General features: G+C 66.2%; 10 protein-coding genes and 1 tRNA gene. 5 read left to right on the top strand and 6 right to left on the bottom strand.

What is annotated here, in order from left to right; genetic code table 11:
• The first annotated feature begins 10 nt into the window (after positions 1 to 10).
• Both ACODTA_RS17780 and ACODTA_RS17775 read left to right on the top strand, forming a co-directional pair.
• Positions 11 to 1,813: a diguanylate cyclase gene (locus ACODTA_RS17780; RefSeq protein ID WP_489067314.1), complete on the top strand. Its 1,803-nt coding sequence runs from the start codon at positions 11 to 13 to the stop codon at positions 1,811 to 1,813.
• A 104-nt stretch (positions 1,814 to 1,917) separates the two neighbouring features.
• Entirely contained in the window at positions 1,918 to 4,302 is a 2,385-nt protein-coding gene (locus ACODTA_RS17775; protein ID WP_489067313.1) for a TonB-dependent receptor, read from the top strand.
• Between the two features lie 366 nt (positions 4,303 to 4,668).
• Here ACODTA_RS17775 and ACODTA_RS17770 read toward each other — a convergent pair whose 3' ends face one another.
• From ACODTA_RS17770 to ACODTA_RS17755, 4 genes are all read right to left on the bottom strand, one after another.
• Positions 4,669 to 5,553, bottom strand: coding sequence for an FAD:protein FMN transferase (locus ACODTA_RS17770; RefSeq protein ID WP_489067312.1), 885 nt, complete (start codon positions 5,551 to 5,553; stop codon positions 4,669 to 4,671).
• 98 nt (positions 5,554 to 5,651) lie between these two features.
• Positions 5,652 to 6,548 (bottom strand): DUF4198 domain-containing protein, encoded by an 897-nt coding sequence (locus ACODTA_RS17765; RefSeq protein ID WP_489067311.1) that lies wholly within the window; start codon positions 6,546 to 6,548, stop codon positions 5,652 to 5,654.
• A gap of 29 nt (positions 6,549 to 6,577) precedes the next feature.
• Positions 6,578 to 7,114, bottom strand: coding sequence for a DUF2271 domain-containing protein (locus ACODTA_RS17760; protein WP_489067310.1), 537 nt, complete (start codon positions 7,112 to 7,114; stop codon positions 6,578 to 6,580).
• A gap of 11 nt (positions 7,115 to 7,125) precedes the next feature.
• Positions 7,126 to 7,770, bottom strand: coding sequence for a PepSY-associated TM helix domain-containing protein (locus tag ACODTA_RS17755; protein WP_489067309.1), 645 nt, complete (start codon positions 7,768 to 7,770; stop codon positions 7,126 to 7,128).
• Positions 7,771 to 7,871: 101 nt separating this feature from the next.
• Here ACODTA_RS17755 and ACODTA_RS17750 point away from each other — a divergent pair, with 101 nt between their 5' ends.
• Positions 7,872 to 8,576, top strand: a complete 705-nt coding sequence (locus ACODTA_RS17750) for an alpha/beta fold hydrolase (protein ID WP_489067308.1) — start codon at positions 7,872 to 7,874, stop codon at positions 8,574 to 8,576.
• An 84-nt stretch (positions 8,577 to 8,660) separates the two neighbouring features.
• Here the strand turns inward: ACODTA_RS17750 and ACODTA_RS17745 are convergent, their stop codons facing one another.
• Both ACODTA_RS17745 and ACODTA_RS17740 read right to left on the bottom strand, forming a co-directional pair.
• Positions 8,661 to 13,322 carry an NAD-glutamate dehydrogenase gene (locus ACODTA_RS17745; RefSeq protein WP_489067307.1) on the bottom strand — a complete coding sequence of 1,554 codons (4,662 nt, stop codon included), beginning with the start codon at positions 13,320 to 13,322 and terminating at the stop codon, positions 8,661 to 8,663.
• 242 nt (positions 13,323 to 13,564) lie between these two features.
• A complete protein-coding gene (locus tag ACODTA_RS17740) occupies positions 13,565 to 14,845 on the bottom strand; it encodes a PAS domain-containing protein (protein ID WP_489067306.1) in 1,281 nt (426 codons plus the stop codon).
• 173 nt (positions 14,846 to 15,018) lie between these two features.
• Here ACODTA_RS17740 and ACODTA_RS17735 point away from each other — a divergent pair.
• A tRNA-Thr gene (locus ACODTA_RS17735) sits at positions 15,019 to 15,094 on the top strand.
• Between the two features lie 259 nt (positions 15,095 to 15,353).
• A complete protein-coding gene (locus ACODTA_RS17730) occupies positions 15,354 to 16,160 on the top strand; it encodes a hypothetical protein (RefSeq protein WP_489067305.1) in 807 nt (268 codons plus the stop codon).
• Positions 16,161 to 16,235 lie beyond the last annotated feature (75 nt).

Raw genomic sequence — 16,235 nt, 5'->3', positions numbered from 1 at the left:
GGCTTGAGCCATGCGGATCAGCACGATCACCAATTGGGCCTATGGCTTGACCATCGTGATGACGCTCGTTTCGAGCGTCTCCTTCCTGCTTTCCGCCAAGGCGGCGAACGACGAGCGGGCGACGATCGAGCACAGGCTGGCGCTGGAGGAGTTCGGCGACGCGCTGGCGCTTGAATCCGAGGTTCGGTCGGACGAGGCCCGGCTTTACGTGATGCGTGGAGGCGCTGAGCGCCATCTCGCCGCCTTCCGACAGGAAGAGAACGAAATCACCGCGCGGGAACGCGCGATCGACGGCCTTCGGCGGCTGGGGCTCACGCCGGCCGAGGGCGCGGCACTGCATCAGGCCGAACGCAATCTCGATGAGCTCGACACGCTGGAACGCACCGCGCTTGCCAAGATGCGCGCCGGCGACCGCGAAGGCGCACAGACCCTGCTGTTCGGCCCGGATCACGAACGCGCACAGGCAGCCGTTCTCGATCCGATCGCGCGCTTCCGCGAACTGGTATCCACGCGATCGGACATGATGGTGCGGCAGGCGCAGAAGACGGCGGACGCGCTCAGCTTGGTCGCGAAGACGATGCTGGGGCTGACGGCGCTGCTGTTCCTGGCCGTGCTTTACTTCGTCCTGCGCCGCCGCGTCGTGCTGCCGCTCGCGCGGATGGCGGGCATCGTCAACCGGCTGGCCAATCAGGATTATGAGGTCGATGTGCCGGCCGACCGCCGCCGAGACGAGATCGGCGACATGAACAAGGCGATCCAGGTGTTCCGCAACAACGGGCTGGAACGCGACCGGCTCGATGCCGCGCAGCGCGCGGATCGCGAGACCAAGGATCTGATCCTCCAGATGATGCACCGGCTGCAGGCTTGCGAATCCCAGGACGAACTGGCCGAGGTGGTCACCTGTTTCGCGCCGCAGATCTTTCCGGATATGCCCGGCCATCTCTATGTGCTCAATGACAGCCGCACCGGCCTGTCGCGCGTGGGCACCTGGCTTGATCCGATCCAGCCGACCACGGGCTTTCCCTCCAGCGCGTGTTGGGGGCTCCGCCGCGGCCGCCCCCATGTCAGCAATCCGGCGCGCAACGATGTGCCCTGTCCGCATGTCGGCGAGACCGGGGTGACGAGCCTGTGCGTGCCGTTGACCGCGCAGGGCGATACCGTCGGCCTGCTTTATTTCGAGGAAAGCGAGGGCGCCGAGGGGACGGCGGCGACGGGACTGTACTTGGAACTGATGGCGGAGAATATCGGGCTGGCGCTCGCCAATCTTCGCTTGCGCGAACGCCTGACCAACCTCGCGATCAAGGATGCGCTGACGGGCCTGTTCAACCGCCGGTGCCTGGACGAGACGCTTAACCGCCGGGCACGCGACCGCAAGGGAGACCCGCTTGCCTGCCTGATGATCGACATCGATCATTTCAAGCGCTTCAACGACGAATTCGGCCATGATGCCGGCGATGCGGTGATGCAGCATGTCGCGCAGGTGATGCTCGAAGTGGTCGGCACGCATGGCAGCGTCTACCGTTTCGGCGGCGAGGAGTTCTCGGTGCTGCTGCCCGACGCGGCGGCGCCCGCCGCGCTCGACACCGCCGAACGGCTGCGCGACGCGGTGGCGGCGGCGCCGCTCGCCTATCGCGGGCGGATCCTGGGCGCGGTGACCGTATCCGTCGGCGTCGCGGCGTCGCCGGAGGACAGCCCGACCAACAATCTGATCAACCGCGCCGATGCGGCGCTGCTTGAAGCCAAGCGGCGCGGCCGCAACCGGTCGGTCCGCGCATCGGGCACGTCCGAACAGGAGGACAGCGCCGCCGCGTGACGGATTGCCGAAACGCAGGTAAAGATAAGAATGTCTCGCAATAGCATTGACAGTGAGAACGACTCTCAATAGCACGCCCCCAGACAACAAACGGGGGTTTCATCGTGTCCAGGAAAACATCGGCGGCAGCGCCAGCCTTTCTCGCCCTGTCGTGCGTGGGATTGCTGTCTTCGCCGGCCTACGCGGCGGATGACGCGGTTCCGGCGGACGAACAGCGTGCCGGCGATGCCGAGGCGAAGCCGATCATCGTCACCGCGACCAACCCCCATTCCGAGCTCGAATCGCCCAAGCAGGTGCGTCCGCTGCTCGATACGCCGCAGACCATCACGGTCGTCAGCAGCCAGACCATCCGCAAGCAGAACCTGCTGACCCTGCGCGATGTGCTCGCCACGGTTCCCGGCATCACCTTCGGCGCGGGCGAAGGCGGCGGCGGTTATGGCGACAGCATCAATCTGCGTGGCCAGAGCGCCAACACCGACATCACGATCGATGGCGTGCGCGACAGCGCACAGTACAGCCGTACCGATCCCTTCAACCTCGAGCAGATCGAAGTCGTGAACGGCGCCAACTCGGTCTATGGCGGATCGGGCTCGATCGGCGGCACCGTCAATCTCGTCACCAAGCGCCCCGGCGCCGACGACCTGACGATCCTGCAGGCGGGCATCGGCACGGACGATTATTACCGTGCGACGGTGGACAGCAATGTCCGCGTGTCCGAACTGGCGGCGGTGCGCGTCAACGCGATGTTCCACCGCAACGACGTGCCGGGCCGCGATTTCGACAAGTACAAGCGCTGGGGCATCGCCCCGTCGGTCAAGCTCGGCATCGACGGGCCGACCTCGCTGACCTTCCTCTACGTCCATCAGGAGGACGAGAACACGCCGCAATATGGCGTGCCCTATTACAAGAACGCGCTGTATGATGGTCCGCTGCCCGGCGTTCCCGACTCCGGATATTACGGCTACAGGAATCTCGACACGCAGGACCAGACGGTCGATCAGGCGACGATCATCTTCGATCACGCCTTCAGCGACAAGGTGTCGATCCGCAACCTCTCTCGCTGGCAGCGCATCGAGCAGAATCTGGTCGTCGATCCGCCGCAGGGTACCTATTGCCTCGCCAACGGCACGCTGCCTACGGGCGCGGCCTGCGGCGCCGGCCAGTTGCCGGGCATCTATTATCCCAGCGGCCCGCGCGGCGGCTATCGCAACTCGGTCAACCAGACGCTCTACAACCAGGTCGACCTGCGCCTGAACTTCAGCACCGGCGGGTTTGAGCACACGATGGTGATCGGCGGCTCGATCCTGGTCGAGGATTACACGCTCGATAACGGCAATGTGCAGCGCAATCCCGGCGGCGCGACGCCCAATCCCACGCTCGATCCGATCAACATCGCCAACCCCAACGGCATCTATACCGGCCCGGTCAACGCGATCCGCACGGGCCATCAGGATGGCGAGACCAACAACAAGGCGATCTACGTCTTCGACGCGATCAAGATCACCGATCAGCTCGAACTCAACGCCGGCCTTCGCTACGAGAAGAACAAGGGCGATTTTCGTTCGGACACGATCACGGCCGATGCGCTGCCGATCCCGGCGGGCCAGACCAGCCGTTACCTGACCGGTGTCACCCAGAGCTCGAACGACAATCTCTTCTCGTATCGCGTCGGCCTCGTCTTCAAGCCGACGCCCGCGTCCAGCCTGTACATCGCCTATGGCAATTCGAAGAATCCGACCTCGACCAGCGTGCGTTCGGGCTGCGGCCTGGCGGCGGCGACCAACCTGAACGTCGATCCGTGCAGCCTGGCGCCCGAACAGGCGGTCAATTACGAGATCGGCGGCAAGATCGACCTGTTCGGCCGCAAGCTGCAACTCACCGCCGCCCTGTTCCGCAACGAACGCACGAATTACCGCGTCACCGCCAACGATCCGTTCGTCGGCAGCCTGCCGGTCAATGACGGCCGCAACCGCGTCGACGGCATCTCGCTGGGCGCGACCGGCAACATCACGCGCGAATGGTCGATCTTCGCCAACTACACCTATCTCGACAGTGTCGTGAAGCAGAGCATCACCGACGAATGCCTCGCCAATCCCGGCGCGACCAAGGTGATCGGCGGCACCACCTATACCTGCCCGGCCTTCGATCCGCAGGCGGGCAACCCGCTGACCAACACGCCCAAGCACTCGGGCAGCCTGTTCACCACCTATACCTTCCCGTTCGGGCTGCAGGTGGGATACGGCCTGACCTATCAGGGCAGCTTCTACCTCAACAACGCCCGCACGACGCCGACGACGGTGCTGTACAAGGCGGACAGCTATCTGACGCATCGCGCCTTCATCTCCTATCCGATCACGGAAGGGCTGACCGCGCAGCTCAACGTCCAGAACTTCACCAACGAGAAATATTACACCAGCATCCGCAACAATGGCTGGGCGACCCCCGGTGAGGACCGTTCGGCGGTGCTGAGCCTGTATTACAGCTTCTGACCGATAAGGGGGTGGCCGGCGACTTCTGTCCCTCTGTCGCCGGCCATTACCCCTTTGAGAGGGCAGCAATGCCCGAAGCTCCCCCGGCAGGCGGTCCCTCCCTGCCGGGGGTTCGCTTTTTCGCGGGGAGCGACGGTTCCCTTCTCGTCATGGCGCCCGGAGGCGGTGCTCAGGCTGGATCGCACCAGGTCGGGTTCATCTCGCTGCCATCACCAGATCCGTTCGGGCTGAGCCTGTCGAAGCCCTGCTCTTCCTTGGGCTCGAAGTAGAAAGGCAGGGCTTCGACAGGCTTAGCCCGAACGGTTGGGCGCCCGCGTTATCCGGAAGCCGGGCGTGCAAGGCCTCTGTGCTTCGCTCTCGCCACATTCAGTCCAGCATCTCCCGCATTGCCGGGGACATCGCCTCTCCGGCGTCGCTCAGGATCAGCGCGGGCAGGTCCTGCGCCTCGGCCATGGCCAGGCCGGCATCGGGGCCGGCGATGGTGAGGGCCGTCGCCCAGGCATCGGCATGCATGCAGCTCGGGTGAAGCACCGTCACCGACCGCACGCCGTTGGTGGAGGGGCGGCCGGTCGCCGGATCGATGCTGTGCGCGTAACGGCGGCCGGCATGTTCGTGCCAGCGGCGATAATCGCCCGAAGTCGCGATCGCCAGCTCATGCAGCGCGACGCGGACGGGCGGGAAGCTGGTGCCCGGCGGCGCTTCCAGGTCGATCCACCAGGGCTGGCCGTCGGGCTTCAGCCCCGCGCCGAGCAGTTCGCCGCCGACCTCGACGAGGAAATGGCGCACGCCGCGCGAGCGCAGCAGGTCTGCGACGCGATCGACGCCATAGCCCTTGGCGATGCCTGAAAAATCGAGCGCGGCCCGGCGGGTGCGGCGTGCGCGCAGGCCGAGCATGTCGAGCTCGATCCATTGATGGCCGGACTGGCCGAGCGCTTCCGCCACCGCCGCATCGTGGGGCGGCCGGGGAACCGGGCCGGCCGGTCCGAAGCCCCAGAGGTCGACCAGCGTTCCGATCGCCGGGTCGAACGCGCCATCGCTGGCGCGCGCGACGGCCAGCGCGGCATGGAGCACGGTCGCGAATTCGGGCGGAAGCATCCGCCAGTCACCCGGCGCCGCGCGGTTGAAGCGGCTGATGTCCGAACGCGCTTCCCAGTTGCTCATCTGCGCGACCACCTGATCGAGCACCGTCTGGATATCGCGCGCCATGCCGACGGGCGGGGCGACCGCGCGCACCGACCAACTCGTGCCCATGGTGCGGCCGCTCAGCGCAACAACGGTTCCGGCCGCGTCGCGCGTGGCGAACGCGGCCGGAGAAAGCGCGCGGGGTATCAGGATCCGCGGCTGGACGGTCAGGGCGCGAGCACTTCCAGCGTCGTCACATAGCCGGCGCGGCGCTGCGGCGGGCCGGCGGGTGCGGCCGGGGGCGCCGACGGCTGGCCGCCTTCACCCGCGCCCGGACCGCCGGGGCCACCCGGCCCTCCCGGGCCTTCGCCCCGGCCGCCGCCGGTGCTGACGTTGAGCCAGTACATGCCGGGTTCGGGCCAGGTGATCGTCACCTTGCCGTCCGCGCCGGTCTTCAGGTCGATCTGGTTGAGCTTGTCGCGATAGCGGATGCCGCCGGGAATGATGGTGACGGGCAGGCTCGCGGCCGGCTTGCCATCGAGCAGGAACTGGAAGGTCGCCGCCTCGCCCGCGATCAGATCGTTGGGATGGGTGACGGGCACCAGCTCGATGCCCTTGCCCGTCGGCTTGAGCGCGGTGTCGCTCGGCGCGCCGACGGTCACGAAGATCTCGTTGCGGTTGCTGCTTTCCGCCGTCTGGACATTGGTCGCGCCCGCCGGGATCGCCTGTGCGAGATTTTCGGTGGTCGTGCCGCGCGGCAGCCGTTCGGTCTTGCCGTTGAGCGTATAGCTGCCCATCACGGAATCGCTGACCGAGGCGATCTTGTACGTGCCCTTCTGAAGCAGATGCACGTCGAAGGTGCTGCGATAGCGCGCGGTGGACGCGTTCTCGATCTTCACCTCGCTGCCGTCGGGCGCCCAGGCCTTCACGTTGTTGGTGCGCATCGGCTGATGCTCGAAATAGAACAGGTCGTTGGAGACGGCGGCGTCGACCGTCACCCAGACATCATCGCCCGAAAGGACGGTGGCCGAGGGCATCATCCACTGGCGATGCGCGGCGGCAGGAGAGACGAGCGCGGCGGCGAGCGCCGCGCCGGCGAGAATGCGTGCGATACGGGTTTTCATGGTCATTCTCCCAGATCGATGATGGTGGCTTAACGACGAAAGGCGACGGTGACGGCGCCGAGCTCGGTGGTTCCGGCGGCGCGGGCGGTCTGGCCGGGCTTGGGTGGCCAGGCGAAGGGCAGGCGGAGCAGTTCGCGGCCGCCCACTTCGCGCGCGGCCTCCACCACCAGCGTGTACTGGCCCGGCGCCAGCGTGCCGAGCGGTCCGCGACCGGCGGTGAAGCTGATCTTCTGCGCGCCCGGCGCGCGCGTCGCGCCGGTGATGCCGTCGGCGGGCAACTGCATGGTCCGTCCCGAGGCGCGCCACCATTGGCGCACGTCGCGCAGCCATTTGGTGCCCTCGTTGTTCTTCATGTCGAAATCGTACCAGACCGCGATGGTGCGCGCTGCGCCGGCCGCGGGCTCGATCCACATCGCCACATAGGGGCGGTGATATTCCGCCACGGTCAGGCGCGGAATGGTGACGGTGACGTCCATGGTCTGCGCGGCGGCGGGGGCTGCGAACGCCCCGACTACGCCCACGCCCAGCGTGGCGCCGGTCAGCACGATGCGGTGGGAAAGCTGCATGTTCGTGGCTCCTAGTGGATGAAGACGACCGCGATGGCGGCCGGGATGGCGAGGCCCAGGCCGACGAGCGGCCAGGTGCTCCGGCGCTTGGCGGCGTGGAGCTGAAGCAGGAACAGGCCGGTCAGCGCGAAGACGAGACAGGCGAAGGCGAAAATGTCGATGAACCATTTCCACGCGGTGCCCGAATTGCGGCCCTTGTGGAGATCGTTGAGGTACGAGATCCAGCCCCGGTCGGTCTTCTCGCTGGTCGCGGCGCCGGTCGCGCGGTCGATCGCGACCCAGCCGTCGCCGCCGGGTCGGGGAAGCGCCAGATAGATTTCGTCGGCGGACCATTCGGCGACGCCGCCCGGTTTGACCGAGAAGGTCTGCCCCACCCATTTGGCGACCGCCGGCGGCAGCGGTTTCTTTGCATCGGGCTTGTCGTCGGGCGCGATCTGCGGGAGCAGCGGGGCGGGGAGCTGGCCGCTGCCTTCGCTCACCACGGGCGTGCCCTCGATCTCTGCGGCGTGATTGAGCGTGAAGCCGGTGATCGTGAACAGCAACAGGCCGATCAGGCTGATCGCCGAACTCATCCAGTGCCAGGTGTGAAGCTGCTTCAGCCAGAATGCCTTGCGGCTGCGCTTTGGCGGCGTTCGTGTCGGCGTCGGTTCGGGCATCGGCGCCGCGTCGTTCCTGCAATGAATGATGCGAGTCGCATATCGAGAACGATTCGCATTTACAATATCGAAAAGTGTCGCAAGATTGGGGCCACCATGCCATGGCCGGCATCATGCTGACGCCTGTCCTGTTCCTGCCGGGGCTGTTGTGCGACGCCACATTGTGGCGGGCGCAGATCGACGATCTCGCGGATGTCGCGGCGCCGATGGTCGCCGATCTCACGCTGGACGACAGTGTAGCGGCGATGGCGGCGCGGACGCTGGCGGCGGCGCCCCCGCGCTTCTCGCTCGTGGCGCTCTCCATGGGCGGCTATGTCGCGTTCGAGATCATGCGTCAGGCGCCGGAGCGGGTGACCCGGCTCGCGCTGCTCGCGACGAGCGCCGCGCCCGACGATGCGGCGCGCGCGGCCGAACGGCGCGGCGCGATGGAATCGCTCAGGATCGGCAAGTTCATGGGCGTCACCGCACGGTTGCTGCCGCAGCTTGTCCACCCCGGGCATGTCGAGGGGCCGGTGGGCGAAGCGGTGACCGCGATGGCGCAGCGGGTCGGTCGTGACGCCTTTCTCCGCCAGCAACAGGCGATCCTGACCCGGCCGGACAGCCGGCCGACGCTCGCCGCCATCGCGGTGCCGACGATCGTGGGGGTGGGCGATGGCGACCGGCTGACCCCGCCCGCCGCGTCACGCGAAATCCATGCGGGCATCGCCGGCGCCAGGCTGCACCTGTTCGAAGGCTGCGGCCATCTGCCGGCGATGGAAGCGCCCGCCGAAACCAGCACGCTGCTGCGGGGCTGGCTTCAGGCTTAGGCGCGAGGTGCCTGATCCGCAGGCGCCAAAACGCCCTTCCTTGTCATTCCCGCGAACGCGGGAATGACAAAGGGGGAAGCGGAGTTACCGTGCGAGCAGGATCCGTGCCTGGTTCGCGATCTGCGCCAGCATCGCCGTGGTCGGCGCCGGGGCTGTGCGGGCGCGGTCGATCAGCGCGCGAAACTGCGCGATGCGCGCGGTCTGTGCCTCCAGCCATGCCTCGGTCGCGGCCTGCGGATCATTGCCCTCGGTGCGCGTCAGGAAATCCATGCGCAACTGCTCGAAATCGCGGGCCAGGCCGGCGGCGAGCAGCTTCTCCCAGGGATCGGCGGTCGCGCAGCGCAGCGCGGCGGCCTTCGCCCAGTCGAGCCCCAGCGCTTCGCCCAGCCGCACATAGGCCTTGGTCGCGTCGATCTCGTCGAAGCCGCGCGCGCGGCTGAAATCGGCGATGCCGACCGCGCCGTCGAGTTCGTCGAGCCGGACGATGCGATCGACGATCGCCGCCGGCGCGTCGAGCGTTTCGAGCCGGGCCCGCAAGGCGCTGGCCTGGCTCTTCGCCTCCGCGCGCAGCAGCTTGTCGGTCTGGCGATCGAGCCGGGCGACGCCGGGGCCCAGGCGCTCGGCGGTCTCGCCGACCAGCGAATCCTGCCGCGTCGCGCGCAACAGGTCGCTGACATGGAGGCGGGCCGCCGCCGCCGCCGCGACGAGCAGTTCGAGCCGGGCGACTTCGTTCACCGGCGCGGCCTCGATCGCGTCCCAGAGCGATTGCAGGCCGAACATCGCGTCCGCCGCGAAATAGGCCATCGCCACCTGCGAGAGCGGCGCGCCTTCCTCCTCGGCGAGTTCGAACGGTGCGACCAGTCCCATGCGATTGACGAAACGGTTCGCCATCTCCGTCGCGATGATTTCCGAACGCAGCCGGTGCGCGTCGATCGCCTTGGCGAAACGCTTCCGCATCGCTTTGGGGAAGGACTGGTGGAGCAGCGGCGTCAATGCCGGATCCTGCGGCACCGCACTCTTCTCGATCGCGTGCTGCAGCGCCAGCTTGCCGTGGCTCAAGAGGATGGCGAGTTCCGGCCGGGTGAGGCCGCGATCGTCCTGCGCGCGGCGCAGCAGATCGTCCGAGCTTTCCAGCCCTTCGACTTCGCGATCGATCCGGCCCGAGCTTTCGAGGATCTCGAGCACGCGCACCTGCTGCGGCAGCACGGCGGCGCCGCCGCGCTCGGCGATCGAGAGCGCCAGCGTCTGGAAACGATTGTCCTCCAGCACCAGGCCCGCCACCTCGTCGGTCATGCTGGCGAGGAAGGCGTTGCGATCCTCGAATGACAGCCGCCCTTCGCGCATCTCGCGGTTGAGCGGGATCTTGATGTTCACCTCGTTATCCGAGCAATCGACGCCCGCCGAATTGTCGATGAAGTCGGTGTTGATGCGGCCGCCGCGTTCGGAGAATTCGATGCGGCCCGCCTGGGTGACGCCCAGGTTTGCGCCTTCGCCGACGACGCGGCAGCGCATGTCGCCGCCATTGACGCGGTGCGCGTCGTTCGCCGGATCGCCGACCTCGGCATTACTCTCGTCGCGCGACTTCACATAGGTGCCGATGCCGCCGAACCAGAACAGGTCGATCGGCGCGGTCAGGATCGCGGAGATCAGTGACGATGGATCGATCTTCTTGGCGCTGATGCCCAGCACCGCCTGGATCTCCTTGCTGAGCGGAATCTCCTTCTGTGTGCGGGGGAAGACGCCGCCGCCCTTCGAGATCAGCTTGGCGTCATAATCCGCCCAGGACGAGCGCGGCAGCTTGAACATGCGGTCGCGCTCCGCCCAGCTTGCCGCCGGATCGGGATTGGGATCGAGGAAGATGTGGCGATGGTCGAACGCCGCCACGATCTTCAGCGACTTCGACAGCAGCATGCCATTGCCGAACACGTCGCCCGACATGTCGCCACAGCCGGCCACCGTCACCGGATCGCTCTGCACGTCGATGCCCATTTCGGCGAAATGCCGCTGGACCGAGACCCAGGCGCCCTTGGCGGTGATGCCCATCGCCTTATGGTCGTACCCCTGGCTGCCGCCCGATGCGAAGGCGTCGCCCAGCCAGAAATTGCGATCAAGCGCGATGGCGTTGGCGACGTCGGAGAATGTCGCGGTGCCCTTGTCGGCGGCGACGACGAAATAGGGATCCTCGCCGTCGCGCACGACCACGCTCTGCGGATGGACCACCTTGTCCTCGACGATATTGTCGGTGACCGACAACAGCGATCGGATGAAGATCCGATAGCTTTCGGTGCCCTCGGCAAGCCAGGCGTCGCGATCCACGGCGGGGCTGGGAAGCTGCTTGGGATAGAAGCCGCCCTTGGCGCCCGTCGGCACGATCACCGCGTTCTTGACGAGCTGCGCCTTCATCAGGCCCAGGATCTCGGTGCGGAAATCGTCGCGCCGGTCGGACCAGCGCAGGCCGCCGCGCGCGATCGGCCCGCCGCGCAGATGGATGCCCTCCACGCGCGGCGAATAGACCCAGATCTCGCGCCAGGGGCGCGGCGCCGGCAGGCCGGGGATCGCGGCGCTGTCCAGCTTGAACGCCAGCGCCTCGGCGGCGGCGGGCGAAAAGGCGTTGGTGCGCAGCGTCGCCGCCACCAGCGCGCGGATACGGCGAAGGATGCGGTCGTCGTCGATCGCCGTCACCTTGGCGAGCGCGCTGTCGATCGCGGCTTCGGCGGCGTCGGCGTCACCCTTGTTCGCCGGATCGTGCAGCGCATGGAACAGCTCGATGATCCGGCGCCCCACCGTCGGCGCGCGGCGGATCGCTGCGGTGAAGGTGTCGAGGCCATAGGCGAAGCCGGTCTGGCGCAGATAGCGGAACCAGGCGCGGAACAGCACGACCGATTTCGGATCGAGCGCCACCGTCGTGATGAGCTGGTTGAACGAGTCATTTTCCGCGCGCCCCTCGAGCACCGCGGAGATCGTGGTTTCGATCACGTCGGCGCGCGCGAGCAGGTCATCGGGATCGGCGGTCGTTTCCAGCAGGAAGTCGTGGATATAGCCGAGCTTGCCGCCGTCGAGCGCGGTCGGGATCTCCTCCAGCACGCGGAAGCCGAAATGTTCGAGCGCGGGCACCGCGTCGGACAGCGGGATCAGCCCGCCGGCGTGATAGATCTTCAGGCGAAGCTGGTTGGGCGTATCGCCTTCGCGGCGGAACAGCCGCGCGCCGCGATCGCCCTGATCGGTCAATGTCCCCAGCCGTGCGATATCGCGGGCGCCTTCTTCCGGGCCATAGGCGTTGCGATAGCCGTTGGGGAAGGCATTGGCGTAGCGCAGCGCCAGGCGGGCAGCGCCGCGCTGCCCCTCGCCGAGCTCGCCCAGCGCCGCCTCGACGCCAGGCAGCCAGCCGCGCACCATCTGCACCAGCCGCCGGTCTAGCGCGGCGCTGTCGGGCATGGCGCCGCCGTCGCGCAGGTCGAGCGCATAGCGGATGAGCGCGACATTGGCGTCGTCCAGCTCCATCGCCCAGCTCAGCACCGTGGCGTTGGCCGCTTCCTCCAGCATGGTGCCGATGGCGACGCGGCGCGCGGTCGACACATCGTCGCGCGGCAGCCAGACCAGCGCGAACAGGTGACGACCGAGCGGGCTTTTCTGCAGCATCAGCGCCGGACGCGGGCGATCCTCCAGCGACATCGCGGTGAGCGCGGTTTCCTCAAGCTGTTCCAGCGTGAAGCTGATCAGCAGGTCGTGCGGCAATTCGGACAGCGCATGCGCCAGCGCCTTGCCGGCATGGCCAGTCGCGCTGAACCCGTATTTGTCCTGGATATGCGCCAGGCCCTCGCGCAGCACCGGCACCTTGCCGGGGGCCGCCGCGAGCGCGGCGCTGGTCCACAGGCCGCTATGAATGGAGAGGCCCACGGTCTTGCGGTCGCGCACGACGGGCGCGATCAGCACGTCGAGCGGCGCGCGGCGATGGACCGACGAAATCCGGTTCGACTTGACGATGAGCGGCGCCTTGTTGCCCTTCGTCGCCAGCCATTTGCGCGCGAGGTCGAGCGAGGCGTCGGCCAGGATCGGCGCGCCGTCGGTGCACGCGATGCCGAGCGACGATTCGATCGTGCCGTCGTTCAGGCGGATCTGGTGGCCGAGCTGGGTGAAATTGCCGTCGAGGAACCAGCGCAGCAGCGCGGCGCCCTCGGTATCGCCCAGCGCCTCCGCATCATTGCGCAGCGCCACCTGCATCCTGGGCCAATCGCGCACGGCGGCGCGCACATCGCCCAGCGTTTCGCGAATCGCGGCGACCAGCGCGCGGCGATCCTTGGCGTCGGCGCGCTCGATCTCGACATAGACGAGCGATTCGAGCGCGGCATCCTTGCCCGCCTTCTTGCCGACGGCGACCAGCTTGCCATCCTTGTCGCGCGCGACGGGCACGACGGGGTGGAGCAGCCGTTCGATGGCGAGGCCGAACGATGCGATCGCGCCGGCGATCGAATCGACCAGGAACGGCTTGTCGCGATTGATCACCGCCAGCCGCATCCGGCGCAGCCCGCCTTCTTCCTCAGCACCGATCGACTCGAGCGCGATCGCCGGAGTCTCGGGGCGGCGCTGCCATGCGGTTTCCGCGACGAACGCGGCGGCCGCCGCCCGCGCCGATTTTCCGAAGTTCTGGATTTCCCCAGGCAATGCGCCGTCGACAAGTGCCGCCGCGATGGGCGCGTGAAAGGGTTTCGCGAGCGCGCTGGGTCGCACTTCGATCGAGTCCGTCATGTTACTCCGCCTGCAAGTAGCGCGGTGGTTCCGCGCAATATTATTACGCGTCTATGCGCCTAAGCGGCGGCGATCTCAACCCATAACGGGCACTCAAAACGGACTAAAACCGGCTTGACTCGCCGGGTTTCGACAAAAGGAGCGGGCGATCGGACGAACGTGATCTCAAGCCCGTGGAGGCGCTTTGCGTCCGTTTGGGATTGTGTGGCAACGCGCCATCGGCGCATTTTCCGAACAGGCTCTTACAGATCGGTTTTGGCCGCCTTGCGGATCGCGCGGTCCAGCATGTCGCCATCCTCGACGGCGCCGAGCACGCCGACGGTGCCGTCGGCGACGCGGCGGCCGATCAGCAGCACGAACTCCGCATCGCCCGTATCGATGGTGACGATGCCCTTGGGCGCGACGTCGCGCAGCCGGACGCGGCTGGCCTCGGCGCGGTCCGTCCTGGGCCTGGCCGGGGTGCGCAATGCGCGCTCGGCCTTGACGATCGCCTTCAGCCCGCCCTTGGCGCCTTCCAGGAAGGCGCGGAGCTCGCCGACGCCCAGGTCGAGCCGGCGGCCATGGCTGAGCGCCGCGGCGAATTCGGTCAGGCGACCCTTGTCGTAATTGACGCCGAAGACGAGCTTGACGATCGGCGTCATCGGCGCGCGCGCCTGCGCGCTCACGCCCGCGTCCTCGAGCAGTTCGGCATATTCCTCGGCGCGTCGCTCGGCGACGAGCGCGAAATCATAGCAGAGGCTGAGCGCGCGATAGAGTGCGGCGCGGCTGCGCGCATCGGCGCCGCGAAAGGCGACGGCGCCTTCGCGTGCCGCGTCCAGCCAGTCGGCCAGCCCGTCATCCTCGGACAGCGCGATCGTGCCTTCGTCCGCCGCGTCCTCATCCTCGTCGATCGTCTCGCCGCTGGGGCCATCGGCCCAGACGGGGACGGGCGCGGTCGCGGTGCGCGGGGTGGTGCGGATCGCCTGATCCATCTCCAGGACCAGCTCGTCCTCCAGATCGGTGCGCGCGACTTCCTTCCAGTTGATCACGCCATAGATGAAGTCGATCGCCTCGCCGCTGGACGAATAGGGCATCAGGATGCCGCGATAGAGCGTGTTCGATCCGCGCACATTGACGAACTCGGCCTCGAAGCCGATCGGCGCGCGGTTGGCGATGATCTCCAGATAATGATCGGTCAGCCGCGACAGCAGCGAACGACTCGGAATGTCGGCCACGTTGATCGTCTGATCGAATCCGCATTCGTCCTGCAGCTTGCGGCCGAGATAGGCGATCGACGGGTTCTCGGGATCGGCGGTGAAATCCAGCAGCACGCTGTGCGGGCCGAAATCCTCGAGATCGGCGGGCTGGAGATCGGAAATCAGCGGAAAGGGGCGGCCATCGAGCAGCGACGCCCAGTGATTATAGGCGCGCACATGCATGCGCCGCTCGTCGGTTCCGATCGCGACGGACATGTCGGCGGATCCTTCGTCCGCACGATCGCGGTCGAACACATCCTGCTCGTCGATTGCCCGCATGCTATCCATTCCGCGCTCCGGGGCATGTCGCCCATCAGCCATCAGTGCACCCATATGGTTGAGGAATGGTAAAGTCCGCCACCGCGAAATCTCGCGCAAGGGCGGCATTCGATGCTTGTGCAACACCCGAAGCGCTGCTAAGCGCCACCCCGCCCACGCACCGGCGCGGGCATTTGCAGTGGGCCGCTTTAGCTCAGCCGGTAGAGCATCGCATTCGTAATGCGAGGGTCAGGTGTTCGAGTCACCTAAGCGGCACCACCTGTTTTAAGCCTTCTAAGCTGGTAGAATCAGGCCGACCTGCGGAAAACCCATTCCGCTGGGTGGGGGCGTGGGACCCACGTGGGTCGCCTTTGGGTGGGAAAAGCGATTCGGTCCTGTGAGTCCGCCTTCCGCTGGACCACGGGACGAGCAGCACGGTTATGGCCTTTGCTGCGTATGGTTGGGTTCGCCCCATCTGCAGAAGCTGCGCGGACCGACTTAAGGCGGCGGACTCGCAATGATACGACGGGATTCTGTTATGGCTGGCAATGAAGATTTGACGCCTACGCGCGCAGAATTGGCGCTATATGACGATATTTCTAGGCTCGCGGAGACGCTTTGGTCTAAATCTGTCGGTAGGGAAGGTCTAAATACCGATCCTGAGATGTTCTGCTGTGCGCTGTTTAAGCGCCTGTGGAGCAACAATCAAGGCTTCACACTGTTATGGAAAAATGACTTTCGAGTGGAGTCAGATATTTTGCTTCGTTCAGGTATCGAGACGGCAATTTGCATATCGGCTTTGTATGAGATGAGGGACGAATTCGTACTTCTGATGAAGCAGGATGCTGCGGCCACGCTCCAGAGTCAGATTAAAATGTACCGTGCCGATGGTGTTGAAAATATGGTTCGCAGTACAGAAGAGGTTCTTCGGAGGTTGCAAAATGGGCTGCCAGAAGGTTGCAAGGCGACACGTCTCGATTGGAAAGTACTAGCTGATATAGGACGTATACCACAGTTGTATTTTCAGCACCGCCACCTATCCGGTGTTTCTTCTCATGTGACCGGATTATCGATCATGGACGGGATGGGAGGTGATGGACTTGATCAGAAGCGGGAAAAATTGCGGAAACACACCCGCAAAATGCATTTGATGTCGATGGCTGGTGCAACGCTGCAAGGCTCGTTGAAGCATGCGGGCATGATAGGCGAACGGGATGAAGTCGCATTAGCTTTGGTGCTAACCGAGCGTATGAACGCGCTTTCGTGGGATTGGCCCGGTGTGACGCGGCCAGATGGTATGTCAGACCGGGAAGGCCGCATCAGCGAGGCTGCAGTGGATTCGTAATCCACATAGTTTTTTGCTGTTAGGGTCAGGACTCGTTGATCACAGCCAGAAGATAACGGTGGCAGCGAGGGCGAC

Source organism: Sphingomonas sp. FG14 (assembly GCF_057809675.1).
The sequence above is the reverse complement of the archived record's forward strand: the minus strand, read 5'-3'. Positions and strand labels throughout refer to the sequence as shown.